Origin of the sequence: Pseudoalteromonas agarivorans (genome assembly GCF_024518735.1) — a bacterium.
Classification (GTDB): Bacteria; Pseudomonadota; Gammaproteobacteria; order Enterobacterales; family Alteromonadaceae; genus Pseudoalteromonas; species Pseudoalteromonas atlantica.
In genome coordinates this window covers 329,005-353,382 of the sequence record NZ_JANIGJ010000004.1, presented here as the reverse complement: position 1 = coordinate 353,382, position 24,378 = coordinate 329,005, and the positions used below count along the sequence as shown (strand labels likewise).

At 40.5% G+C, this 24,378-nt stretch carries 20 protein-coding genes; 6 read left to right on the top strand and 14 right to left on the bottom strand.

Annotated elements, in window-relative coordinates; all coding sequences use genetic code 11:
• Positions 1-50: 50 nt before the first annotated feature.
• Positions 51-704 (bottom strand): DUF6058 family natural product biosynthesis protein, encoded by a 654-nt coding sequence (locus NQT65_RS10035; protein WP_256851098.1) that lies wholly within the window; start codon positions 702-704, stop codon positions 51-53.
• Positions 705-876: 172 nt separating this feature from the next.
• Between NQT65_RS10035 and dapA the strand changes: the two genes are divergently transcribed.
• Positions 877-1,794: a 4-hydroxy-tetrahydrodipicolinate synthase gene (dapA, locus tag NQT65_RS10030; protein WP_256851097.1), complete on the top strand. Its 918-nt coding sequence runs from the start codon at positions 877-879 to the stop codon at positions 1,792-1,794.
• Positions 1,795-1,892: 98 nt separating this feature from the next.
• Positions 1,893-3,194 (top strand): DEAD/DEAH box helicase, encoded by a 1,302-nt coding sequence (locus NQT65_RS10025; RefSeq protein WP_004586461.1) that lies wholly within the window; start codon positions 1,893-1,895, stop codon positions 3,192-3,194.
• 117 nt (positions 3,195-3,311) lie between these two features.
• Here the strand turns inward: NQT65_RS10025 and NQT65_RS10020 are convergent, their stop codons facing one another.
• Positions 3,312-4,919, bottom strand: coding sequence for an NAD(P)/FAD-dependent oxidoreductase (locus NQT65_RS10020; RefSeq protein ID WP_256851096.1), 1,608 nt, complete (start codon positions 4,917-4,919; stop codon positions 3,312-3,314).
• Between the two features lie 191 nt (positions 4,920-5,110).
• Here NQT65_RS10020 and fdxA point away from each other — a divergent pair, with 191 nt between their 5' ends.
• From fdxA to NQT65_RS10005, 3 genes are all read left to right on the top strand, one after another.
• Positions 5,111-5,434 (top strand): ferredoxin FdxA, encoded by a 324-nt coding sequence (fdxA, locus tag NQT65_RS10015; RefSeq protein WP_029774458.1) that lies wholly within the window; start codon positions 5,111-5,113, stop codon positions 5,432-5,434.
• Positions 5,435-5,574: 140 nt separating this feature from the next.
• A complete protein-coding gene (locus NQT65_RS10010; RefSeq protein ID WP_256851095.1) occupies positions 5,575-7,821 on the top strand; it encodes a carbohydrate binding family 9 domain-containing protein in 2,247 nt (748 codons plus the stop codon).
• Between the two features lie 222 nt (positions 7,822-8,043).
• Positions 8,044-9,951 (top strand): putative bifunctional diguanylate cyclase/phosphodiesterase, encoded by a 1,908-nt coding sequence (locus tag NQT65_RS10005; RefSeq protein WP_126008955.1) that lies wholly within the window; start codon positions 8,044-8,046, stop codon positions 9,949-9,951.
• 260 nt (positions 9,952-10,211) lie between these two features.
• Here NQT65_RS10005 and NQT65_RS10000 read toward each other — a convergent pair whose 3' ends face one another.
• From NQT65_RS10000 to NQT65_RS09970, 7 genes are all read right to left on the bottom strand, one after another.
• Complete coding sequence (locus NQT65_RS10000; protein WP_256851094.1) at positions 10,212-10,913, bottom strand: TorF family putative porin; 702 nt, start codon at positions 10,911-10,913, stop codon at positions 10,212-10,214.
• Between the two features lie 9 nt (positions 10,914-10,922).
• Positions 10,923-12,140 carry a BCCT family transporter gene (locus tag NQT65_RS09995; protein ID WP_256851093.1) on the bottom strand — a complete coding sequence of 406 codons (1,218 nt, stop codon included), beginning with the start codon at positions 12,138-12,140 and terminating at the stop codon, positions 10,923-10,925.
• Positions 12,141-12,286: 146 nt separating this feature from the next.
• Entirely contained in the window at positions 12,287-13,954 is a 1,668-nt protein-coding gene (gene betA, locus NQT65_RS09990) for a choline dehydrogenase (RefSeq protein ID WP_096042949.1), read from the bottom strand.
• A 10-nt stretch (positions 13,955-13,964) separates the two neighbouring features.
• Complete coding sequence (gene betB / locus NQT65_RS09985) at positions 13,965-15,428, bottom strand: betaine-aldehyde dehydrogenase (protein WP_256851092.1); 1,464 nt, start codon at positions 15,426-15,428, stop codon at positions 13,965-13,967.
• Position 15,429: 1 nt separating this feature from the next.
• Positions 15,430-16,005: a transcriptional regulator BetI gene (betI, locus tag NQT65_RS09980; protein ID WP_024031790.1), complete on the bottom strand. Its 576-nt coding sequence runs from the start codon at positions 16,003-16,005 to the stop codon at positions 15,430-15,432.
• Positions 16,006-16,419: 414 nt separating this feature from the next.
• Complete coding sequence (locus tag NQT65_RS09975) at positions 16,420-16,725, bottom strand: hypothetical protein (protein ID WP_024031789.1); 306 nt, start codon at positions 16,723-16,725, stop codon at positions 16,420-16,422.
• The gene (locus tag NQT65_RS09970; RefSeq protein WP_024031788.1) at positions 16,725-16,982 is read right to left on the bottom strand and encodes a DUF3081 domain-containing protein; all 258 of its coding nucleotides are present in this window, start codon (positions 16,980-16,982) and stop codon (positions 16,725-16,727) included. Before NQT65_RS09970 ends, NQT65_RS09975 begins: the two co-directional genes overlap by 1 nt.
• A gap of 146 nt (positions 16,983-17,128) precedes the next feature.
• Between NQT65_RS09970 and NQT65_RS09965 the strand changes: the two genes are divergently transcribed.
• Positions 17,129-18,409, top strand: coding sequence for a flavohemoglobin expression-modulating QEGLA motif protein (locus NQT65_RS09965; protein WP_256851091.1), 1,281 nt, complete (start codon positions 17,129-17,131; stop codon positions 18,407-18,409).
• A 160-nt stretch (positions 18,410-18,569) separates the two neighbouring features.
• On the opposite strand, the gene NQT65_RS09960 is transcribed toward NQT65_RS09965, so the two are convergent.
• The 5 genes from NQT65_RS09960 to astA all read right to left on the bottom strand — a co-directional run bounded on the left by NQT65_RS09960 (position 18,570) and on the right by astA (position 24,337).
• Positions 18,570-19,793, bottom strand: a complete 1,224-nt coding sequence (locus tag NQT65_RS09960; RefSeq protein ID WP_082430524.1) for a type III PLP-dependent enzyme — start codon at positions 19,791-19,793, stop codon at positions 18,570-18,572.
• A gap of 293 nt (positions 19,794-20,086) precedes the next feature.
• Positions 20,087-20,941 (bottom strand): transporter substrate-binding domain-containing protein, encoded by an 855-nt coding sequence (locus tag NQT65_RS09955; protein WP_256851090.1) that lies wholly within the window; start codon positions 20,939-20,941, stop codon positions 20,087-20,089.
• A 56-nt stretch (positions 20,942-20,997) separates the two neighbouring features.
• On the bottom strand, positions 20,998-21,801 hold the full coding sequence (locus NQT65_RS09950; protein ID WP_256846281.1) for a DUF1338 domain-containing protein: 804 nt from the start codon (positions 21,799-21,801) through the stop codon (positions 20,998-21,000).
• Positions 21,802-21,828: 27 nt separating this feature from the next.
• Positions 21,829-23,295 carry a succinylglutamate-semialdehyde dehydrogenase gene (astD, locus tag NQT65_RS09945; protein WP_256851089.1) on the bottom strand — a complete coding sequence of 489 codons (1,467 nt, stop codon included), beginning with the start codon at positions 23,293-23,295 and terminating at the stop codon, positions 21,829-21,831.
• A 7-nt stretch (positions 23,296-23,302) separates the two neighbouring features.
• On the bottom strand, positions 23,303-24,337 hold the full coding sequence (astA, locus tag NQT65_RS09940) for an arginine N-succinyltransferase (RefSeq protein WP_024031782.1): 1,035 nt from the start codon (positions 24,335-24,337) through the stop codon (positions 23,303-23,305).
• Positions 24,338-24,378: the final 41 nt, after the last annotated feature.

Below are 24,378 nucleotides of genomic sequence, written 5' to 3'. Positions count from 1 at the left end.
GCGTTACTTAGTCTTTTAAATACCCACCTCGTATTAAAACCTCAGCCATTTTATTTAATCGATAAATCGTACTTTAAAATAAGTGCATCTATGTAACGGGCACGCAATGTGTGTTGTTTTTCGTGATCGGCGCCGTGGCCTAATGCTTTATTGAGTAACTTCATCGCGGGGTGAAGCTGCGTACGCTCTTGCTGGTTTAAACTTCCTTTAGTGCGCAATTCAGTAATATCGTCTACCAGCAAGCGGCCTATATCCACACATACTATTTCGTCAATTAAACCGTTTTGTGTCAGTACGCCGTATTTGCTACATAAAAACTGTTGCCACACTTGCTGTAAATGCTCGTCTATTTCGCAGCCAAATAATTCTTCATTAAATCTAAAACCTTGCTGGGCAAGTTTACTCAGGCTTGCCGTGTACTGCTGCGCAAAGTAATTAAAGGCATTGCTTGAGGATTCAATTTTTTGTTTTATTAGCCCTTGCCCCCAATTTACACAGCCGCGCGGGTAATAGTCATCGTACTCTTCACATTCATACAAACCAGAGTACGAGCTGCAACTTAATTGGCTTTTTATGCAATAACTTGGTTTAGGAAAAATACTTTGCTGCTGCCATGTATCTAGTTGCTCGGCATCAATATTTAAAGCATGACAAAGCTCATCGGTGTTATAAAAATGAGTGGCTAAGTAGTCAGATAAACGCATAATGGCTCGCTTAAAGTTAAAAATACAAATACTGTTTAAATGTACAGTGTCTGTATTTTGTATTATCAAACTAAATAACACAAGCCATTTTACGTTTATTATTCGCTTAGGCCTGCAAAAATGCGTGCAAGTATGTTACAAATAGCGCAAGTTTTATAAATAATGAATTTTTATGCGCACCCTAGAACAAATTAAACAAGCAAGCTTAATTACCGCCATTAAAACCCCATACTTAGCCAATGGTGAAATAGATTTAGCAAAGTACGATGAACTCGTTGAAATACAAATTGCAGCGGGTGTAGATGGCATTGTGGTTGGTGGTACAACCGGCGAAGGCCAGCTAATGAACTGGGAAGAGCATTTAATGCTTATCGCGCACAGTGCAAATAAATATGGCGATAAGCTCGTGATTGTAGGGAATACGGGTAGCAATAATACCCGCGAAGCTATTAAAGCCACTAAGTATGGCTTTGCAAGTGGTATGCATGTCGCGCTGCAAATTAACCCATATTATGGCCGCACCTCTATTGCCGGTGTTAACGAGCACTTTAAACGTGTACTCGATATAGGCCCTGCGTTTATTTACAACGTAGCAGGGCGCACAGGGCAAGATTTAACCCCTGATATTATTGAGCCATTAGCAAAACACCCTAATTTAATTGGTGTAAAAGAATGTGGCGGTAACGAGCGTATTGCCCATTACGAACAGCAAGGCATTGCGTGTTGGTCAGGTAACGATGACGAAGCACACGATGCACGCCACACACACAATGCACACGGTGTTATATCGGTCACATCTAATCTTATACCAGGGTTGTTCCGCCAGTTAATGGATACTAAAAATGATGCGTTAAATACCTCATTACAACCTTTAATGAACTGGCTATTCTGCGAGCCAAACCCGATTGCAATAAACACCGCAATGATGATGACAGGCGCGGTAAATCCCGTATTTAGATTGCCGTATGTGCCACTGAGCGATGAGCAACAAGCACAAGGCGAGGCCTTAATAAACGAGCTTAACGTTGATGATATTGTGGGCAATAAAGCTAACGTTTTAAATAACGATGATGTGCTCATCCTATCTTAGTGATAAGTTTGTATTAATAAACACTAATCACTAACTGTTGACGCTTTTTTGCTGTATAATTTGCGACCCTTGATAAATGTGGCCGCAGGTTATACAGCATGAATTTTAAATCTTTTAGCTTTTCCCCTGAACTTATTCAGGCGTTAGACGAACTTAATTACCACACCCTTACGCCCATTCAGCGTTCAGCTATTCCGGCTGTTCGTAAAGGTAAAGACGTTTTAGCAAGTGCCCAAACAGGCACAGGTAAAACGGCTGCGTTTGCTTTACCTATCATCCAAAAATTAACTGAATCTGAGCTAAGTACGAGCAATGCTCCACACGCGTTAGTGCTTGCGCCAACTCGTGAGCTGGCAGAGCAAATAGCAAATAACTTTAAAGCCTATGCAAAACATACCGCTTTAAAAGTAGTGAGCTTATTTGGCGGTGTTAATACCGCAGGCCAAGCAAATGCACTTAAAGACGGCGTAGATGTTGTAGTTGCAACCCCAGGGCGCTTACTTGATCATATTCGTTTAGGTAATTTAAGCCTAGCAAGCGTTAAACACTTAGTACTTGATGAAGCCGACCGTATGCTTGATATGGGCTTTATTGAAGATATGCAAAGTGTTATTAAAAGTTGTGACGAGCAGCGCCAAATTTTACTTTTCTCAGCCACTTTTCCAGCGGCTATTAAGCAGTTTGCAGCAAAAGTATTAAAACAGCCTGAAATTGTTCGCGTAGATCAAACTAATAGTACTGCAAGTACAGTACAGCATGTTGTGTACCCAGTTGAAGAGCGTCGTAAACAAGAGCTGCTTTCTGAGCTGATTGGTAAAAAGAACTGGCAACAGGTACTTGTGTTTGTAAACATGAAAGAAACGGCGGATGAGCTGGTTAAAGAGCTTAACCTTGATGGTATTCCTGCCACTGTATGTCATGGTGATAAATCGCAAGGTAACCGCCGACGTGCACTTCGTGAATTTAAAGAAGGCAAAGTACGTGTATTAGTGGCTACCGAAGTTGCAGCGCGTGGTATTGATATTGAAGGCCTACCACGAGTAATTAATATTGATTTACCATGGCTTGCAGAAGATTACGTACACCGCATTGGCCGTACAGGTCGTGCTGGTAATCAAGGCCAAGCAATTTCGTTTGTAAGCCGCGAAGAAGAAAACACCTTGTTTGAAATAGAGTCGTTAATTGGCCAAAAAATCAAACGTGTTTACTTAGAGGGTTATGAAGTAAGTAGCCGTGAAGTACTTATTGATAAAATAGGTAAAAAACCAGCGCATTTACGCCGTAGCCGTACTAATAAGCCAACAGGCCAAGCAACAGGCGAAGCACGTGCGGTAAATCGCTCACGTATTTCGAATGTGCGTAAAAGCTTAAAAGGTGCCAAGCTTACCCTTAAAAAGTAAGTGTAGCGTTTTTAAAAACCTGAGGTTTACTCAGGTTTTTTTGTGCCTCAATTTAGCTCAAGGTTTAAACAAAAAAAACCTCACTAAGTGAGGTTTTTGATTAATAACTTAAAAGGGTTAAGCGTTTTCTAACATTGAGAGTGCAACGGCTTCAGCCGCTTTAATACCATCAATACCTGCAGATAAAATACCACCTGCGTAACCTGCGCCTTCACCCGCTGGGTATAAACCTTTAGTATTTATGCTTTGGAAGCTTTTATCGCGCTTGATACTAATAGGTGATGATGTACGGGTTTCTACCCCTGTTAATAAACCGTCGTTTGTAGAAAAACCACGAATCTGCTTATTAAAGGCTGGAATAGCTTCGCGTATTGCATCGATAGCAAACTGCGGAAGTACATTTGCTAAATCGGTGAGTTTTATTCCTGGTGTAAACGATGGTTGTACATCACCTAAATCGCCCGATGCTTTTCCTTTTAAAAAGTCGCCAATTAACTGTGCTGGTGCATCGTAGTTGCTGCCGCCTAATGCATAGGCTTGCTCTTCTAGTCTACGTTGCAAATCAATGCCGGCAAGCGGGTGACCAGGGAAGTCTTTTTCAGGTGTAATACCTACAACAATGGCACTATTTGCATTGCGCTCACTCCGAGAGTATTGGCTCATACCGTTAGTAACAACACGGCCTTCTTCAGAGGTTGCGGCTACAACAGTCCCTCCTGGGCACATACAAAAGCTGTAAACTGTGCGGCCATTATCACAATGGTGAACGAGTTTATAATCAGCAGAGCCTAAAATGGGGTTACCCGCGTTAGGCCCAAAACGACACTCATCAATCATCGATTGCTTGTGCTCGATTCTAAAGCCCACAGAAAACGGTTTAGCTTCTACATAAATGCCTTTATCGTGAATCATTTTAAAGGTATCACGGGCGCTATGTCCCACAGCAAGTACTACATGGCGGGTATTTAGCTTATCCCCGTTTGAAAGCGTTAAGCCTGTTACTTGACCATCATCTATATGAATATCGTCTACGCGGGTACTAAAGCGGATTTCGCCACCAAGTTCAATAATACGTGCGCGCATTTTTTCAATCATGGTAACAAGTTTAAACGTACCAATGTGTGGCTTACTTACATATAAAATTTCATCTGGTGCGCCGGCTTCTACAAATTCGGTGATAACTTTACGCCCGTAATGTTTTGGATCTTTTACTTGGCTGTATAGTTTACCGTCTGAAAATGTACCTGCGCCACCCTCGCCAAACTGCACGTTAGACTCTGTATTAAGGGTGCGTTTACGCCAAAAGCCAAAGGTGTCTTTGGTGCGTTCGCGTACTTCTTTACCGCGCTCTAAAATAATAGGGTTAAAACCCATTTGAGCCAGCACTAAGCCCGCAAATAATCCACACGGGCCAAAGCCAATAACTACAGGGCGCTCAGTAAGGTTAGCGGGGGCGTGGGCAACAAATTTGTATGAGGTATCGGGGGCTGGTTTTACGTGCTGATCTTTAGCAAATGCGTTTAACAGCGCTTCTTCGTTATCTACTTCAATATCGAGGGTATAAATAAGTAAAATAGCCGTTTTTTTACGTGCATCGTACCCACGTTTAAACACATTGTAGCTGTGTAGCTGCGCTGGCTGTATTTTTAGTTTATCAACTATGGCTTGGCCTATAGCGTCTTCATTATGATCAAGCGGCAGCTTTATTTCGGTTAAACGTATCATTGTTATCTCTTTTAGGTGTCTTAGCGGTAATAGTATCCGCTCACAATAAGAAGTGTAGGGCACGTAATGGCTATACATTAAGGGCGCATATATTACGTTAAATTGACCGCAGATGGCACATATTTATTGTGTTTTTAATGGGGTTGGGTATGATCGCGCTGTAGATAATTAATTACTAGGTTTAAACTATTATGGCGTTTGTGGTCACCGAAAACTGTATTAAGTGTAAATACACAGATTGTGTGGCAGTGTGCCCTGCAGATGCCTTTTACGAAGGCCCTAACTTTTTAGCAATAAGCCCTATTGATTGCATAGATTGTGGATTATGCGTACCAGAGTGCCCAGCTGAAGCAATTTACCAAGAAGACGAGCTGCCAGAAGACCAAAAAGAGTTTACCGAGCTTAATGCTGAGCTTGCATTGGTGTGGCCACGCATTGTTGAGGTAAAACCAGCGCCTGCTGATGCCGATAGTTGGAATGGTGTGGCTAATAAGCTTAAATTAATTGAAACCTAGCTTTTAAATTAAGCCTTTAATATTAATTAGTTAAAAAAGCTATTGTTTTTAGTATCAAGCTATTAACAAATGTACTGACTTAAATTACACTGCATAAATAAGTTTACCTTTTAAGGGTAAATACGTCTAAATGGATGTTTATGCAGTACTTAATAATTATAAAAAAACAATGCAGTGCTTTATTCCCCTTTTTATTAGCACTTTTATTTTCTAACCACCTTTATGCCAGTGAAAAACAGCAGCATTCTCTTGTACATATAAATGCAGATATTACTGTAGATGGCGTAATTGATGAGCCCCACTGGCAAAATGCCACTTTAGTTCCTATAGCATTTCAAGATGAGCCTAACGAAAAGGGCGCCCCACCGGTTAAAACTGATGCTTACATGTATGAAGATGGCAGCAACTTATATGTTGCTTTTGTAGCCGAAGATCCACAGCCGAGCGAAATAACAGCTTCTCTTCGCGACAGAGATACGCTTTGGCAAGATGATACGGTTATTTTAATTATTGACACTTTTAACGACGAACGTTCAGCTTACGAATTTTATGTAAACCCATTGGGTGCGCAAGGTGATACGCGAATGAGTGACACCGATGGCTGGCAATCAGACCCGTCTTGGGATGCAATATGGGATAGCGCAGGGCAAATTACCGACCAAGGGTTTGTGGTTGAAATGCGTATACCTTTTAAAGCACTGAGATTTCCTGAAAATAAAACAGATTTAACATGGGGCTTTGCCCTTATGCGAAATTACCAACGTGATGTACTGTATCAGCTTTCAAACATGGGGTTTGACCGAGATATAAAATGCAGTTTATGTCAGTTTGATAAATTAAATGGTTTTAAAAATATAAAAGCCAGTAAAAATCTGCAACTAACGCCTACACTTACGGCGCTCAGAAATGATTCAAAAGCTACCTTGCCAGGGCAGTGGGATAATGGCGATATAGACACCGAAGCTGGCCTTGATTTACGCTGGGGGGTTACACAAGATGCGGTAATTAATGCCACTATAAACCCAGATTTTTCGCAAATAGAAAGTGATGCGTTAGCCCTTGATGTAAATACCACGTACTCAATTTATTATGCAGAAAAGCGACCATTTTTTTTAGATGGCGCATCTTATTTTAAAAGCAGTTTATTTGAACTATTGTATACCCGCACTATTGCAGAGCCTGAAGTTGGGGCAAAATTAACAGGTAAAACAGGGCAACATAGCTATGCATTTATGTATGCCGATGACAATAATAGCAATATTTTATTGCCAACAAATCAAGGCTCTGGTTTTGCAATTTTAGAAGATAAAACCCATGCAGCAGCGGCGCGCTATCAATACGATATTGGCCAGCAAGGCACTATAGGGCTAAGTACGACTCACCGCGAAAACGATGATTACTACAATACAGTGCTTTCAGTCGATGGCAGCTATTGGTTTAATCAATCAGATCTACTGACCTACCAGGTAGCTACAACAGATTCTAAAAACTCTGATTTTTTAACAAGTAACTATAACTTATCTAAAACTCAATCTGATGAAGCGTACGCTATAGAATTTACCCGTGATAAACGTGACTACAATTTGTTTGCCAGCTACGAAAACATAGGTAAAGATTATCGCATTGACTTAGGTTATCAAGAAAAAGTAGATTATGAGAACGTAGGCTTTGGGGGCGGACAAACCTGGTATGCAGATGAGTCTGGCTTATTAACGTCATGGTCTTATGAGGCTGATTGGGATAAAACATGGGCGCAAAATGGCGACCTACTTGAAGAAGAATACCAAGGGTTTATAACATTAAAAGGGCAAAAGCAGTCTATTTTTGAAATTGGCTTACTGCATCGTTATGAAAACTATAATGATGCTTTTTATAACCAAAATATTGGCTTTGTTTATACGGGCTTTAAACCTAAAAATAATATATGGCTTTCGTTTTATGGTGAGTATGGCAGCCGCATTGATTACGCCAATGAGCAAATTGGCGATTCCTATGCAACGCAAACGCAAGTTACGTGGGATATAAACGATCATTGGCAAGTAGACGCTACGCATAACTACAGCGTTTTAGATAACCCTCAAGGGGAGCGAGTTTATACTGCTAACTTATTAGATTTTAGGCTTTATTATAAATTTAGCATGCGCGCTATGCTCAAGCTTATATTACAATTTGAAGACATTGACAGAAATAAAGACGCCTACTACTACCAAGTTAGCCACATTAATAAAGACTATGGCAGCCAATTAGTTTACTCGTACAAAATTAATGCTCAAACATTATTTTATTTAGGCTACTCAGATAAAAGCTATCAAGACGATTCTCTAAAACACGTTGAAAGAGATCAACGTACATTTTTTACAAAAGTGAGCTATGCATGGCAACTATAGGTTGTTAAGCCAAAATATGTAACTTTAACAAAGTGGTTTATTTTTATTCATCACACTCTATAATTAGTTAATTATTAAGCATTAATTTATTCTTTTTGAGTACAGTTCTAAAATTTTAATGAATAAGGACTGTGCTATGGCTTGCTTAGTACTAAAAACAGGCGATATAATCGTCTTTTAGTAACGGGTTTATAGGATAAGTAATTTAGATGGATTTTATTGATGAATAAATTTAAACCCTTAGGCGGCATTTTTTTTGTATTTATCTTATTTTGCTTTTGTTTAAACATCGAACTAACAAACCAGATTAACCGCATTAATTTATTCAACCCTGATATAGATTTGCGCCACTTTGATATTGTAGATACAACGCTCGAAATGGCGCCTTGGTATAACCCTATGCTCAATGGGCACTATTTAATACACCAGCCTTCTGCCGATTTTTTGTTAGTTAAAACTACCGACTCGGAATTTATCGCTGCAAACGCAACAAAGCTTATTTTAATGACGTTAACGTCGCCAATAAACTTTATATTGGTGTGTATGGTATTGTTTGTTGGCTTTACAATTATTCGTAAAGAGCGTAAAAAAATCTCTTATCAGCATCAAATTGCACAACTGAATAACAACGCTAATCAATTGCTTGTAGCCTTTAACCTACAACCCCAACACGACAACCCATCAGGGCTGGGTAATTTAAGCCAGTCAATAAACAATTTAAATACCCATGTTGCTAATTATTTAAAGCAAACACAAACAAGTATCTGCCAAGATAAGCTAACTTTGCTCATTGACCGCCATGCTTATATTGAGCATATAGATAGGCAAATAAATTTTACTGATGAAGAGCAGCTTAAATGCGCCTTATTGTTTATTGACCTAGATGGCTTTAAACAGGTAAATGACTCGTTTGGCCACAGCTTTGGTGATGAAATTTTGGTACAGGTTGCTACGCGCTTAGCCAACGTATTACGCCATCATAAGTTAAGTAATATTAACGAGGCTAATCAGTTAGAGCAAAATTTATCTCGTTTAGGCGGTGACGAATTTTCAATTTTTATTGAGTCAGTAGATACCGATAATAAAGTGGTCGATATTGCTAAGCACGTACTCAGTGAACTTGAAAAGGACTTTGTTCTGGGTAATAAAATAATAAAAATTAGCGCCAGTATTGGTATAGCGGCGTACCCAGAGAGCGCATCAACACCACAAGCATTATTGCAATTGGCCGATGTGGCAATGTACCGTGCAAAAAGCGATGGTAAAGGCATTTTTAAAGTGTACTCCCCAGAGATGGGTAATAAAATGCGCCGCTATCACTATTTATTAGAAGAGTTGCGTTTAGCGGTTGCGTGTAAAGACTTTTACTTATCTTTTCAACCTATCGTGCATGTAGAAGATTGCATGATAGATTATTTTGAAGCGCTTACACGCTGGGATCACCCTATAGAAGGAATGATTTCACCGGCGGAGTTTATACCTATTGCCGAAGAGTCTAACCTTATTTTAGAGCTCGGCGATTGGATTATGCATGAGTCGTGTAGGCAAATGGCGGCATGGCATAATGCCGGTATGCGCAAAGTAAAAATTTCGGTTAATGTATCGGGTGTGCAATTAAAGCACCGCTCAGTGTACGATTGGATAATGAAAAACCTAAAAAACACAGGGCTGCCATCGCATTCTTTAATGCTAGAAATAACAGAGTCTACGTTTATTAAAGCCAGTAAAAGTATGATTGAAGAGCTTGAGCGGCTTCGAGCAGAAGGTGTGACGATTGCTATTGACGATTTTGGTACTGGCTTTAGTTCATTAAGTACATTGGCTGATTTGCCCATTGATGTAATAAAAATAGATCGCTCGTTTATCTCTCAAGCCGATAAAAGTCCAAAGTACAATGATATCCTTAATACTATTAGCGAATTAGGTCAAAAGTTAGGACTTAAAATAGTGGCAGAGGGCGTAGAAGAAATCGAGCAGTTTGAACTTGTAAAACGCATGGGAGTAAGCTCTGTGCAAGGTTATTTGGTTAGTCGCCCTCAATCATCCATCAATGTGGGTAACAAAGTTTTGCGTAAAAATACGGCTAACTTATCTGCAGCTGGCACCAGCGCGTGGGAAATAGAAAGTTAGAGCCTGTTTATTATAGGTAATTTAATAGCTTATGTAGGGGTTTAGGCTCAGGCTATGGTATTAAATTGCCCCTACCGATAGCGATTAACTTAAGCATTCACTGGCCCAGCTATTTAGCCCACAAAACGTTAAACCCTGTATTGTGCTTAATTGCCCCTAAATAAAACTAAGTTCTTTAGGGCTAAAGCCTTAAAATTTATTAAAAAAAATGCCACTTTTAAAAGTGGCATTTTTGTTTGTAGAATCTAACAACTACAATTTTATAAATCGAATGTGCGTGATATAGCAAGTACTATACGCTCATCAGCGTAATCGTAATCTAGGCTTGTGTCTTCAGCAGCAATCTCAATACCAAAGCCTTCGTAGCTAGTTTGGTACGCTAGGCGGTAATGTTTGTATGATTTCTTTTGGTTTACATCCCATGCCCATTTTTCGCCATCAAGCGAATTAGAAATATCAAAGCTTGCACGAATGGCATGATTTGGGGCAATTTCAAAGGTGTGGGCAATCATAGAAATAACATGGCCAGCGCCTGTACCAAAGTAATCCCAGCTATACCAAAAGTTTAGCTCTGTTTGACCATACTCACTTGCATAGCCAAATTTTGTGTAGGCTTCGGCGTAGTTAGCATCGCTGTTATTACCTTGGTATGTGTAATAAGCAATACCGTAATCAGCGCTAACCTTGTCAGTTAATTGCACGTATTTACCTAGGTAGGCATCAAGTTCAAAATCAGTGTCATCACCAAAATCTACATTAGATGCCCATGCACCCGCATAAACACCGCTGTCGAACGCGTAATCAAGGCTTGCTTGAATTGCAGGGTCGCTATCAGTTTGAGTTACACCGTTAAAAGTATAGTCAGATGCTGCTGTAATGGTTGTTGACCAGTTAGCTGACACCGTTGTTGATAAAAGTGCGAAAGGTAGCGCTACTGCTAGTTGTTTTAGTTTGTTATTCATTGTTGATCCCTAATGTACAGTTTCTATTTTTGTGTAATCTATTTTGTTTGCTTTTGGCGAACTGTCTATATTGTTAACCGTTTTAAACTTGCTGTAGCCAATAAACGCAGCACAGCCAAAAAACAGTGCAATTACTAACGCGCCAACCCATTGAATTTGTAAAAACTCAAGCTTAAACAATAGGGTTAGTAACGAAAGGGCAACAATATTGAGTATCATATAGTTCATTTTACCTAAACGTTTAACCGTTAAGTTAAGGTTATCTGTGTATAAGCGTATTAATGAATCAAGCGAATTAATAACAAACACTATCCCAACAAATACCATGGCAAAGTTTTTAATACCCGCTGTTGAAATACCCATTTCGTGGTAGTGATAAAGTACGCTAAACCAAATCGCAATCGGAATAGAGGGAAATATCAACATTGCACCTAATACTTGGTATGTTTTAAGGCCGCCTACAAAGCGAGACGTAAATTGGCCAATCATAATGCTCCACGCAAACCACCAAAATAGATAAAATTCATGGTAGTCATTAAGCGGTAAAACAAACTGATTTATATTGGCAAAGTAAGTACCAATTTCAGCAAGGTTATTGGTAAATGCCGACATTTCGCTGTCACCAACGACAAAGGCACCAGCCCACATAAAGGCAATTAATGCGATAAATAACCAAGTTGTAGAAATACTTAAAAAGCGCACGTATTTAATATCTGTACTTGAGTACACAGCAAAGCAAATAGCTGCAAATACAATAAAGTAGAAGGTAGGTATAACGCTCGAACCATCGCCTAGCTCTGGTAAGTACCACGGCAAGTTAGAAAGCAGTAGGTAAGCTGTAAAGGCACATGTGCCAATAATAACTACGTTATTAATGAACTTAACCCATGAAATTTCGAAAAATTTAACTTTGGGCTCTATTACACAGAAATAAAAGCACGTAAGAAAGTAAAATCCCCAGATCAAGAATCCCCAATAGCCAAACTCAATAGCCAGTGGGTTTGCAAACGTGTATTCTGGGCTTGCTTTTATGTCTGCATAACCTGCAAATTCGGTTAATGGAAACATGATTAGGCCAACGTCTAGGCCTGAGGTAAATAAGATTGCGATAAAAGTAAACGTTCTCACTGGTGTTACGCCTACTACGCGTACGTTACCCCATTTAAATAAAATAGTAATAACAGCAAGTAGCGTAAATATAATGCCAGCACTAAGCCATATAGTCATTATCGCCCTCCCAAAATGAATAAAAGTAACTCATAAGTTCTCCGTTTTTGTTTTATTACTTGCACAAACACCGCGTAACCAATTTACGCCGTGAGCCACTGCAAGTTGAACGTGCCCTACATAGTGTTAGGCACGTTATGGCTTAATTAAATCTCGCTATTACGTTGCGTTGTTTGCCAGTTACTGCTCATGGCAACGTTTACCGATGCCTGTGTAAGTGGGGTTTTACCTAAAATTAGATCAGCTGCTTTTTCTGCAACCATAATTGTAGGGGCATTTAAGTTGCCATTTGGCACCGTAGGGAAGATTGACGAGTCAACAACACGCAGCCCTTCAATACCGTGAACTTGGGTATTAGAATTAACCACGGCCATATCATCTTCGCCCATTTTGCAAGAGCAAGACGGGTGATAGGCACTTTCTACTGCTTGGCGTACAAAGGCATCTATTTCTTCGTCGGTTTGAATGTGCTTACCTGGTTGAATTTCTTCATCGCGGTAGTCATCAAATGCACTTTGCTCAATAATGTCGCGAGTTAGGCGCACACACGCTCTAAAGCCTTCAATATCGTCTTTATGCTGCAAGTAGTTAAATAAAATTTTCGGCGGTTGCTCAGGATTAGCTGATTGAATTGTGACACTACCCCGGCTTTTAGGTTTGTTATGACCTACATGCACCTGAAAACCATGACCCGCAAATGCACTGCGTCCATCGTAGCGCATCGCCGCTGGTAAAAAGTGGTACTGAATATCTGGCCATTCAACGTCTGGTTTTGAGCGAATAAATGCACACGACTCAAAGTGGTTTGTTGCCCCTAAGCCTTTTCGGGTCAGTAGCCATTTAGCGCCAATTAAGCCTTTTGAAATAAGACCTAATTTACCGTTTAAGGTAATAGGTTGTTTACACTTGTACTGAAAGTAAAACTCAAGGTGATCTTGTAAGTTTTGACCTACGCCTGGTAAGTGATGCTTTACCTCAACACCGGCTTCTTCAAGTATGGCTTTATCGCCAATACCCGAAAGCTGTAAAATATGGGGTGAGCCAATTGGACCTGCACTTAATACAACGTCTTTAGTCGCATGCGCCGTTTTAAGAGTGCCATTTACTGTGTACTCAATGCCTGTGGCTTTTTTGCCTTCTAAAATCACTTTTTGTGCTAAAGCACCTGTAATAACTGTTAGGTTACTGCGTGATTTTACTGGGTCTAAATACTCGCGCGAGGCCGAACTGCGCACACCGTCTTTAACAGTCATGTGCATCGGGCCAAAGCCTTCTTGCTGAGCTGCGTTGTAGTCGTCTGTGTGTGCATACCCTGCTTCTACACCTGCTTTTATAAAGGTGGTGTAAAGCGGGTTTTGCATTTCGTTACCGTTATTAACGCCAAGGGGGCCTGTGCCACCACGGTGCGCATTTTCACCTAAATAAAAGCTTTCTGCTTTTTTAAAATAAGGTAAGCACGACTGATAATCCCAGCCGTTAGCACCATGTTGTTGCCACTCGTCAAAATCTTTCGCGTGGCCACGTACATATACCATGCCATTAATTGATGACGAACCGCCTAACACTTTACCGCGTGGGCAGTGCATTTCTCGGTTATCTAAATACGGCTCTGGCTGAGTGTGAAATTGCCATGCGTATTTATCTGTATTCATAGGAATAGAGAGCGCAGTTGGCATTTTTATAAATATACTTTTATCGCTACCACCGGTTTCTAGCAATAGCACTTTATTGTTTGTATCTTCAGATAAGCGATTTGCAAGTACACAACCTGCAGAACCGGCGCCAACAATAATATAGTCGTAAGTGTTACTCATAGTTGCCACCTTAAAACGGGCTTTCTATGTCGGCCATGCCCACATAAATAGACTTTGTTTGCGTGTAATGATCAAGCGTTTCTATGCCATTTTCACGGCCAATACCTGATTGCTTGTAACCACCAACAGGCATTTCAGCAGGTGAATTACCGTAAGCATTAATCCAACAAATACCGGCTTCTAATTGGTGAATAACACGGTGCGCACGTTTAATATCGCTAGTAAATACGCCTGCGGCTAAGCCAAGATGTGTACCATTTGCACGGACGATAACATCGTCTTCGTCTTCAAAAACAAGCACGCTCATAACTGGGCCAAAAATTTCTTCTTTAACAATAGTCATTTCATCGTTGCAATCGGTAAATACCGTAGGTGCTACAAAGTAGCCATTAGGCGCTGATGCAGGAGAAAGAGTTGTACCGCCAGTAAGTAGGGTTGCACCTTCGGCCAAGCCACTTTCTATGTAGCTCATTACCAATTCTTGATGCTTTTTAGAAATTAATGCCCCAAAGTTAGTATTTAAATCTTGTGGGTCGCCGGCAATAATATTTTGCTCAGTACGTGTTTTAAGCTCATCAATAAATTGTTGATATACATTTTTATGAACATAAATACGGGTACAGTTAGTACAAATTTCGCCTTGCGTATAAAAGTTACCTAACATGGCAGCACTGACTGCTTGCTCAATATTGGCATCTTCAAACACTAATAAAGGTGATTTACCACCTAATTCCATTGTTACGTCTTTTAATGTACCGGCAGCGCTTGCCACTACTTTTTTACCTGTGCCTACTTCACCAGTAAACGACACTTTGTCTATTTCACTGTGAGAGGTTAACCACTGACCTACATCACCCGCACCTTGCACAACGTTAAATACGCCGGCAGGTACGCCTGCTTCAACAAAAACTTCAGCTAGTTTAATAGCACCTAAAGGGGTTTCTTCAGAAGGTTTAAAAATAAACGCATTACCTGCGGCAAGGGCAGGGCCCGATTTCCAACATGCAATTTGCAGCGGGTAGTTCCATGCACCAATACCAGCACAAATGCCTAGTGGCTCTTTGCGGGTATAGTAAAAGTCTTCGCCAACCATTTGCTGCTGGCCAACTTGCGCTGGTGCTAGGCCTGCAAAGTATTCAATTACATCTGCGCCTGTTTCTATATCAACGCAGTTAGCTTCTTGCATTGGTTTACCTGTATCAAGCACTTCAACTAAGGCAAGCTCGTCATTACGCTCACGCAATAAAGCAACCGCTTTTAATAAAATACGGCTACGTTCTATTGGGCTCATTTTTGACCATTGAGCAAAGCCTTGTTTTGCACTTTCGATAGCCGCGTTTTGAATAAATTCGTCGGCAACTTCTACCGAGTAAATAACTTCATCAGTGGCTGGGTTTTTTACATCAAAAGTTTCACCACTTTGGTTTGCAAGGAAGTGGCCGTTAATAAAGTTTTGATAGACAGGTGTAGTCACGCTAGGCTCCATATTGCTTGATGAGTGAATGTACATAGCTTTTTGCTAATGTTTCACTGTGTTTAAATTGGTTTTCGTCAGATTGACTTAATACTGCTCTTAACCATAGGCCATCAATCATGGCGGCGCTAAGTTCTGCAGCTTGCTTTGCTTGCTTTACGGGCATTAGTTGCTTAAAAGAAAATGCTAAATTACTTTGCAAGCGATTACTGTTTACATTTTGCAGCCTGTGCAGTTCTTGATCGTGCATTGACTGCGCCCAAAAACTTAACCACGTACGTGTGGTGTCGTTGCGCTGTTGAACAAGTGCAAAGTTGGCCTCAACAATAAACATCAAACGCTCAATTGCGCTGGTGGTTGGCTCAACTTTTTCAATTAATTCATTTTTTAAATTCGATAACAAATACCTAACGGTTGCCTCTATTAACCCCTGCTTGCCACCAAAGTAATGGCTAATAATGCCAGATGATAAACCCGCATTTTTACTGATGGTGTTAATAGTTGTTCCTTGCAAACCGCGCTGTGCAACTGACTCAATGGTCGCGTCAATTAGCTGTTGACGCCTGACAGGTTCCATTCCGACTTTAGGCATAATTTTTATTAATTGAACGTTCAATAAAGATAAGCTTAATGTAATAGCTCTAACAATTCAAGACGCAAGTAAACAACCAGATACCAAGATGTAGATGGATTATTAATAAAAACGGGTTAATTTGTAGTAGTGCTGCTTGCAGGTCTTTATTAATAAAGTTGATTATATTCAGTGGGTTATATGTTAATTTTTAAATGGTAAAAATAGTAAGGATTTGTTTACGGGGTATGAGTAATAAAAAAGATAAATATTCGTTAGAATGGTAATAGTTAGAGTACGAAGGGTATTTTAAATAAGCAAACGAAACCATTTCACATGTTTAATTAGTGTACTAATTAAAAAAGTAGCAGTGTGTAATGGCTATAAGAGGAGACGTTAAGGTTAAAAAAGGCGTGCAAATTAGGCGCTATTAATAACGCCTTTAAATAATAGTGGGTAGCGTCTAAGGCGATTACCTATGTAATCATCGGCTAAGATTTGTTGGCATATAAAGTTAACATCGTTACTAGCCTCAAACACCCAGTCAAAGCGTTCAATAGCCAGCAAAAAACCGCGTTTAAGGTGAGTCTGTTCGCGGTATTCATTTAGGTTTCGACGGATTATCTCCAGTTTTTCTGGGTGCGCTTGCAGCTCAGTGATTACCTGGTTTATAAACGAGGTGGTTTGCTTGTTTGTGGTGCGTTTACGAATGCGTCTTGGCTGCATTATTCCTCATTAGCAATGTTGTATAGTTTTTTTAAAAAGTCGTCTTTATGTTTGTCATGCTCATAATCTAGGTGATAAGCATTATGAAACCCAAAGCGCAACAATACGCCGCTACCTTCTAAGTAAATAGTGTAGCCGTCAATGTCAGAGTAAGCCGTAACACCTTGATAATGTTTACCAATATCATTTTGTTTACCGCGCTGCTGAATACGTTCGTACACAGAGAGGATCTGCTTGTTATCGAGTTCGTTTTTCATCATTAACCCTTTATTGTTTAAAGCTATTACGTTTTATATATGAGGGTCGATCACCGTAAAAACAATGCCTAAAAAGCGCTAAAATAATCTTGCTATTAACTGGTTTTACCTTATGCTCAAGCCTCATTTTTTGTTGAGCTTACACCATGATAGACAAGGCTTTACTCCTTAAAACTCGCGAACTGTCAGAGCAATTAATTGCTTTACAAACACCCATTAGAATACTCGATGCCATTAACTGGGATAAACAAATCAAAGACACGTTTTTTAGGCAAAAGTGCCAAAAAAATCCGCTAATCGATAGCGCCTATTACCAGCAACGAGATTTAGGATTTGTCCCCAGCGAATTACGCCAAGCGTTTTCTAACTTGCACCGCAATATTATTAACCAGTTAGGTCAGCTAAATCCTATTTCTCAATACATGGGTAAAATGTGTAGTGAGTATAAAACGGTGCTCAGTATGCTTGAGTATAGAGGAACGCCTGAGTTTCATGATTTGTCGGTAGAGCTTTTTGGTCACCCAAAGGATTTATTTCATGCGGGTGAACCTTCACTGTTCGAACTTGCCAATATGCTAGAAAAACCACTGCAAAACTTATTAATAGCCGATATTTTGCCAGATGATCCTAAAAATATTAATGCAAGTGATGCCGTGCGTATTTTATCTGAGCAAGTAAATAGCAGTATGGCGGGTATTAATGTAGAGGTTATGCTCAGCGATGGGATTGTCAGTGATGCTGCTGCAGGTGCAAATAACATTAAGCTAAATCAAGATGTTAAATTCTCACAGCGTGAGCTTGATATTTTAGAAGTGCACGAAGGGTGGATACACGTAGGTACAACGCAAAACGGGCTAGCTCAGCCTTATCTAACCTGTTTAAGTAAAGGGACGCCAAGCTCAACAGTGACTCAAGAAGGCTTAGCTGTTTTAACCGAAATAATTACCCTTAAATCAACGCCTAGGCGTTTATCAAAGTTAGTAAATCGTATTCAAGCAGTTACTAAAGTGATTGATGGCGCAGAGTTTGTTGATATATACCGTGACTACTTAGCGCAAGGGCTTTCAAAAGATGAAAGCTATACGTTAGCACAACGTGTATTTAGAGGCAGCACGGCAACAGGCTTACCTTTTACTAAGGATATTGCTTACATTAAAGGATTTGTGCTGGTATATAACTTAATTCGTGTTGCTATACAGCTTGGGCGCATTGATCAGCTGCCATTATTGTTGGTAGGAAAAATATCGATTGATGATTTTAGACTTATATCGCAATTACATAGTTTAGGTGTAATAGAAAGTCCAAAATTTGTACCACCACATTTTAAAGATTTACGAGGTTTAGCAACGTGGCTAAGCTTTGGCAGATTTATAGGCGACTTATCGTTTGAACAGTTAGAAAACGACTATAAACCATTATTTTTGTAATAAGTAGCGCAGGTTGCTTTTATTAGAGCCTGCTCTGTTGAGCAAAAAGGTAAACAAGCCCCAGTTATTTAATGCAATAAAAAAAACGCAGTTGGAATGAGCAACTGCGTTGAAATGTATAGGTACAAGCCAGCGTACCTATAGCGAGGAACTTATTTTCTTAACCTGTTAATACTTGGCTGTGCATTTGCTCGTTTAATACAACGACCTCAGCACGTTTAAAAAAGTTAAAGTCGGTTGCTGTAGCAAGTGTGTAGGCACCCATCATACGGCTAATAATTAAATCGCCATTGTTTAGTTTTGGCAGCATAATTGAATCACTTATTACATCTATACTGTCGCATGTTGGGCCTGCAAGTACCGACTCAAAACGCTCGCTATCTTGTTTTGCACTATCGATAGGGTAGGCTGCTTCATCAAACATTAAACCGCTAAAAGAGCCATAAACGCCATCATCTAAGTAGTACCATGTTTTACCTTCGCGCGTGGCTTGTCCCATTACAGAGGCAACACTGGTTACACTACTTGCTACAATAAAACGGCCAGGTTCAGCAATAATTTGCATTGTTTCCGGTAATTGTGCCAACGCGATATTAATAGGCGCACAAAATACATCAATTGGTAGCACATCTGCGCTGTACGGTACAGGAAACCCACCACCAATATCGAGCGTACTAAGTGCTGGTAAGCCTAACTCAGCCACCTGTTTAACCACTTTTGCAGATGCATTTATCGCTTCAACGTATTTAGTTGGGTTAGGTGATTGCGAGCCAACATGAAACGATAACCCTTTAATACGAATACCAAGTTGCTGGGCAAGGCTAATAATGTCGATTGCCGCCTCTGGGCTGCAGCCAAACTTTTTAGATAAGTCAGCAAATGCATCTTTATTACGAAAGCTTAAACGCACTAAAATTTCGGCTTGATCTTTATAGGCAATAAATTTTTCAAGCTCGTTAATGTTATCCACCACAAACACTGTACAGCCGTAGGCAAGTGCGTCGCGAATGTCACTGTCGCGCTTTATTGGGTGCGTGTGAATCGTGCGCTCGCTTGGTACGCCTTGGCTTGCTACTAAGTCAACTTCGCCACTGGTTGCTAAATCAAAGCTTGCGCCTTCATCTAACAAAGTGCGCACGACAGCAGCATGCGGTAAAGGCTTTAAAGCAAAATGTAACACAACGCCAGGCAGTGCATGTTTAAGTGCACGGTATTGACGACGTATAGCGTCGCAGTCAAGCACCATTAGAGGTGCGCCAAATTGTGAAGCAAGTTGTTCAATGTGGGCAATACTCGGTTGCGCGCAATCAATTGCTTGATTTGCAGCAACCGCTGCTGCAGGTACTTTAGTTACGGTGTCTTGTTGTTGTGTTGATAAAGCCATTTTATTTTCCGAGTCAATTAAGCAACTGCTCGGGTATGGTGTATCCACGAGTCAGTTGAGTGAGATCAATAGTGCAAACGCACAGTCAAATTCACTCTTGGATAGTTGCTCTATCGCCTTGCTACAAACGGGGTTTGTAATGTACTCGGATTGGCTATCATCAAGAAGCGGCGAGATAATAATGTAGGTTTTTATTTAGCGCAATAAAAATTTTAAATAAATTTAAAATAATTTATTTGTTATTAAAATCAGTGGTTTATGTTGATTTGTGGAGTTTGTCTTGACGATTGATTTTACTCATCAGAGGTTAAGTATACGTGCTCTTGAGAGTAAGCAAGCATCATAGCGCTAGATGTATCAGCACTATAGGCTTGTTGTAAACTTTTTTGTAAGCGGTCGTAAATTTCGGGGGTGTTCATTAAAATATTGATGGTTTTTATTACTCTTTCGCCAAGCTCTGACTTACTACATGCAAAGTAGCCATTAACAAATTCTGGAAATTCAGCTATTTCACGGCTATCTATTTGTGTTAGTTGCTCACTGGTGAGTGCACCGAGTACGTTAACCTCGTAATCGACAATCATGTCTATTCTATTATGGATGAGAAGTTGAGGCAGTTGAGAGCTGGTATCTTCTGAGCTTATCGCTGCAATTTGCTCATTATACTTTGTTAAAACAGGCTCAAGTTTTTGATAACTCGTTCCTGAGTCTACGGCAAGGGTAAAGTCTTTTTCTAGTAGTTGAGCAACAGAGACTCGTTCAGGAAAGTTTTGTAAGGTGCGTTTAAATGCGTATATTTTTCGTTGCTCGTAAATAGTAGTTGGTATATTTGAGAACAAAATATGTTTTTCACGCTCGGGCGTTTTTATTATATCGTAGCTGCATACTGCTTCATTACCCATAAGTCGCTTGATTAAACGAGCTTGGTTGGTCCACTGTAATTTAGTATTAATTGTATGATTGAGCAGGCTTTCGAACGTTTTATCTGAGTTTAAAAAGCCATCAGTAGACGCATTCGCTCTAGAGAGTAATGTAAGTGGTTCATTTGCATGGCTCAATGATGATATAAGCAGTACATGCAAGATAATCAAAAATTTAGTAAATACAGGCATAAAACTTAGTGTAAATGTTCTAAATATTTTTGTCATAAAAAAAAGCCCAAACGGGCTTTTTTTAAGTTAAAACATTAAGGCATGTTTTATTTTTAACGCGCGTTAGTGCTTTCAAAGATTTTATCAGCAGAGGCTGCAACAAACCCCGTGTAAAGCTCGCCATCGGCTTTAGGGTATCTAATAGCAAACTCATAAAAGCAGCTAGGGATGCGCAGTTCGCCGTCGCTGAAGGTGACAGCGTAATCATCAGCAAGCGTTGATGATTGCTCTAATAACACCTCTGGTGAGCCTTTTACTTCGCCGCCTGATGTATTTAGGGCAAAGCCTGCGTCTTTAAGTGCTTGGTTAACATCCTGAATATTATCAAACTTAGCAAGCATATTAATATTTACAGTAAAGTGGTTTGCACGGTAGCCCCATGCCGACATCCACGCTGCGTACTCACTTTCAGCGAGTAACTGCTTGTAAGTATCGCTACTTACTTGCCAATGGGTGCCTGAGTATAAAAAGTTATCGGCAGTTACTGCGTTTTCATCTATTTGCTCTACCATATCTGTCACAATGGCTTGTAACTCTGGTGAACACTTTTCAACTAATAGCTCTGAAATAAATACTTTAGGTTGCTTAGGGTCGCTATGCTCGTAGTGTTTAGCATAGAGCTTTTTAGCTTCAAAGTGGTATTCACCACACTCTGTATAACCAAGTGCTAAAAAGTGCGCGGCTAGTTTTTCTAGGCCTACTTTTTCAATATTAAAGGTCCGCAGCGCAATATGGTCGTTAATAATGTCATCTTTTTGCGTTGAGCCTAATAAATCATGAATTTTATCTGCCGAGGGGGTAACGGCTAAATAGTTATCCCATAGGTTTTCAAATAATGTATTTACGTTAGTGTGCATGTTAAATCCTTAAATTGGGTTATTTACTTATTCAATTACTAAGCCTGGCGCTAAAGTTTGTGGCAGGTTTACCTTATCGGCCTCAACTGATGCTACAGGGTAGGCACAATAATCAGCGGCATAATACGCACTGGCTCTGTGGTTACCACTTGCGCCTATGCCACCAAACGGTGCTGCACTAGATGCACCTGTAATAGGGCGGTTCCAATTGACAATGCCGGCACGAATGCGCTTTAAAAAGTGGCTGTAATCATCTTCGTTATCGCCAAGTAAGCCTGCTGATAAACCAAAGCTGGTGTTATTAGCTTCTGCTATTGCGCTGTCAAAGTCGTTGTAGCGATACACTTTAATGAGCGGGCCAAAGTGTTCTTCATCGGCCCTGTTGGTAATGTTAGTTACATCAATAATACCTGGGCTTACAAACCCAGTGCCTGCTTTTAGCTGCTTAAGCTCAACAAGTATTTCGCCACCACTTGCAACTAATTCATTTTGCGCTGCAACCATGCCTAAGGCGGCTTTTTCGCTGATCATGGCGCCCATAAATGGTTGAACGCTTGCAAAGCTGTCATCAACAACAATGTTTTTAGTTGCGCTAATAAGTTTTTCTAAAATAGCATCGCCATTGAGCGATTTTTCAATAAACACGCGGCGTGCACAAGTACAGCGCTGGCCAGAAGTAATAAAGCCCGATTGAATAATATCGTGCACTGCAGCGCTTACATCGGCTACGTCTTTAACTATCAATGGGTTATTACCGCCCATTTCAAGCGCTAATATTTTACCTGGGTGGCCTGCAAACTGTTTATGTAATAAATGACCTGTGTTTGAGCTGCCGGTAAAAAATAAGCCGTCTATGTTTTGATGCGAAGCAAGTGCTTTACCTGTTTCTACTTCACCTTGCACAAGATTAATCACACCTGCTGGTAAGCCTGCTTTTAACCAAAGTGATAAAGTAAATTCAGCAACGTGAGGGGTTAGCTCAGACGGTTTAAATACCACGGTGTTACCCGCTAAAATAGCCGGTACAATATGGCCATTAGGTAAATGCCCAGGAAAGTTATACGGGCCAAATATAGCCACAACGCCGTGTGGTTTATGGCGTATAAAGGCTTTTGCACCCGGCATTGGGTTTTCAGTGGTGCCGGTACGCTCGTTGTACGCTTTAATCGAAATGGCCACTTTACCTGTCATAGCGCCTACTTCTGTGCGTGTTTCCCAAAGAGGCTTGCCGGTTTCGCGCGCTATAATGGCTGCAAATTCTTCGCTGTGCTCTTTTAATTGTGCTACAAAGTTTTCAAGTATGGTTATACGCGACTCAATTGGCGTATCTGCCCATTGTACTTGTGCGGCTCTAGCTGCACTGATTGCAGCATCTACTTGATCAGCTGTTGCGTCATTACCTTGCCATACAACTTCGCCGTTACTTGGATTAACAGAGCTAAAAGCGGGGCCTTGGCCTGAATGCCATTGGTTATTTATAAGGTGTGTGTTCATATTTGTTTTACAGGCGGAAAAAACGCGCTGCATCTCCTTGGGATAAATTAAGGGCATCAGCCACTTCTTGGCTTATTACTAATGTGTGTTTAGCGTGGTTATAATGGGCGTGCTGGGTAAAGGTTGCTCTAAACCCACTTACACCTTGATTGCAAACGGCTAAAGTATCTGAGCTGTGCTGGCTAATATGTTCCAACTCGCCAATAGTAATAGGGCATACTTGAGATTCACGAATACTGCGAATATTACCAAGCTTGGCTTCTACCGTTGGACCTGCATCAAACAAATCCACGTAGCCACGGTGCTCAAAGCCTTCTTTTTCGAGCAGTTTAAGTGCGGGTTTAGTTTTTTCATGCACGTTGCCAATCACTGCTTGGGCTTTTTTACTGAGTAAGTTTACGTAAATAGGGTATTTAGGCATTAACTCACTAATAAACACTTTATCGCCAAGCCCCACTAAATGATCGGCCTTGGGAAACTCAATACTAAAAAAGTGCTCTTGCAGCCACTGCCAAAACGGTGAATGACCATCTTCGTCGCTTACACCGCGCATTTCAGCAATCACGGTATCGGCAAAGCGTTCGCTGTGCTGCGCCATAAATAAAAAGCGTGAGCGTGATAAAAAGCGCCCGGTTAAGCCTTTACGGCTGTTTTCGCGCAAAAACAAAGTACATATTTCAGAGCATCCGGTGTAATCGTTACACATGCTTAAAATATCAACGGTGTTATAAACATTAAGTGTAGGCGAGTGGTGTACTGTTTTACCTAAATGGTAATGATAAAGCGGCACCGATAAGCCAACAGCGGCTTCTATGGCGGTTGTGCCAATAACCTCACCTGTTTCACTGTCTTCTAAAACAAATAGGTAGCTTTCATCTAACGGCTGATTGATATTTTTAGCAAAGCTTTTCTCGGCGCGGTCTATTTTGTCTTTTAATAGCTGGTCGTCCACCGGAAGTGAGGTAAACCCATGGCCCGATTCAATCGCAATTTGCTTAAGTGCAGCAAAGTCTTCAGTGGTAATAGGACGTAATACTTGCATTTATTACTTGCTCCAACAGCGCGCCCTAAGGCGCGCTTAAT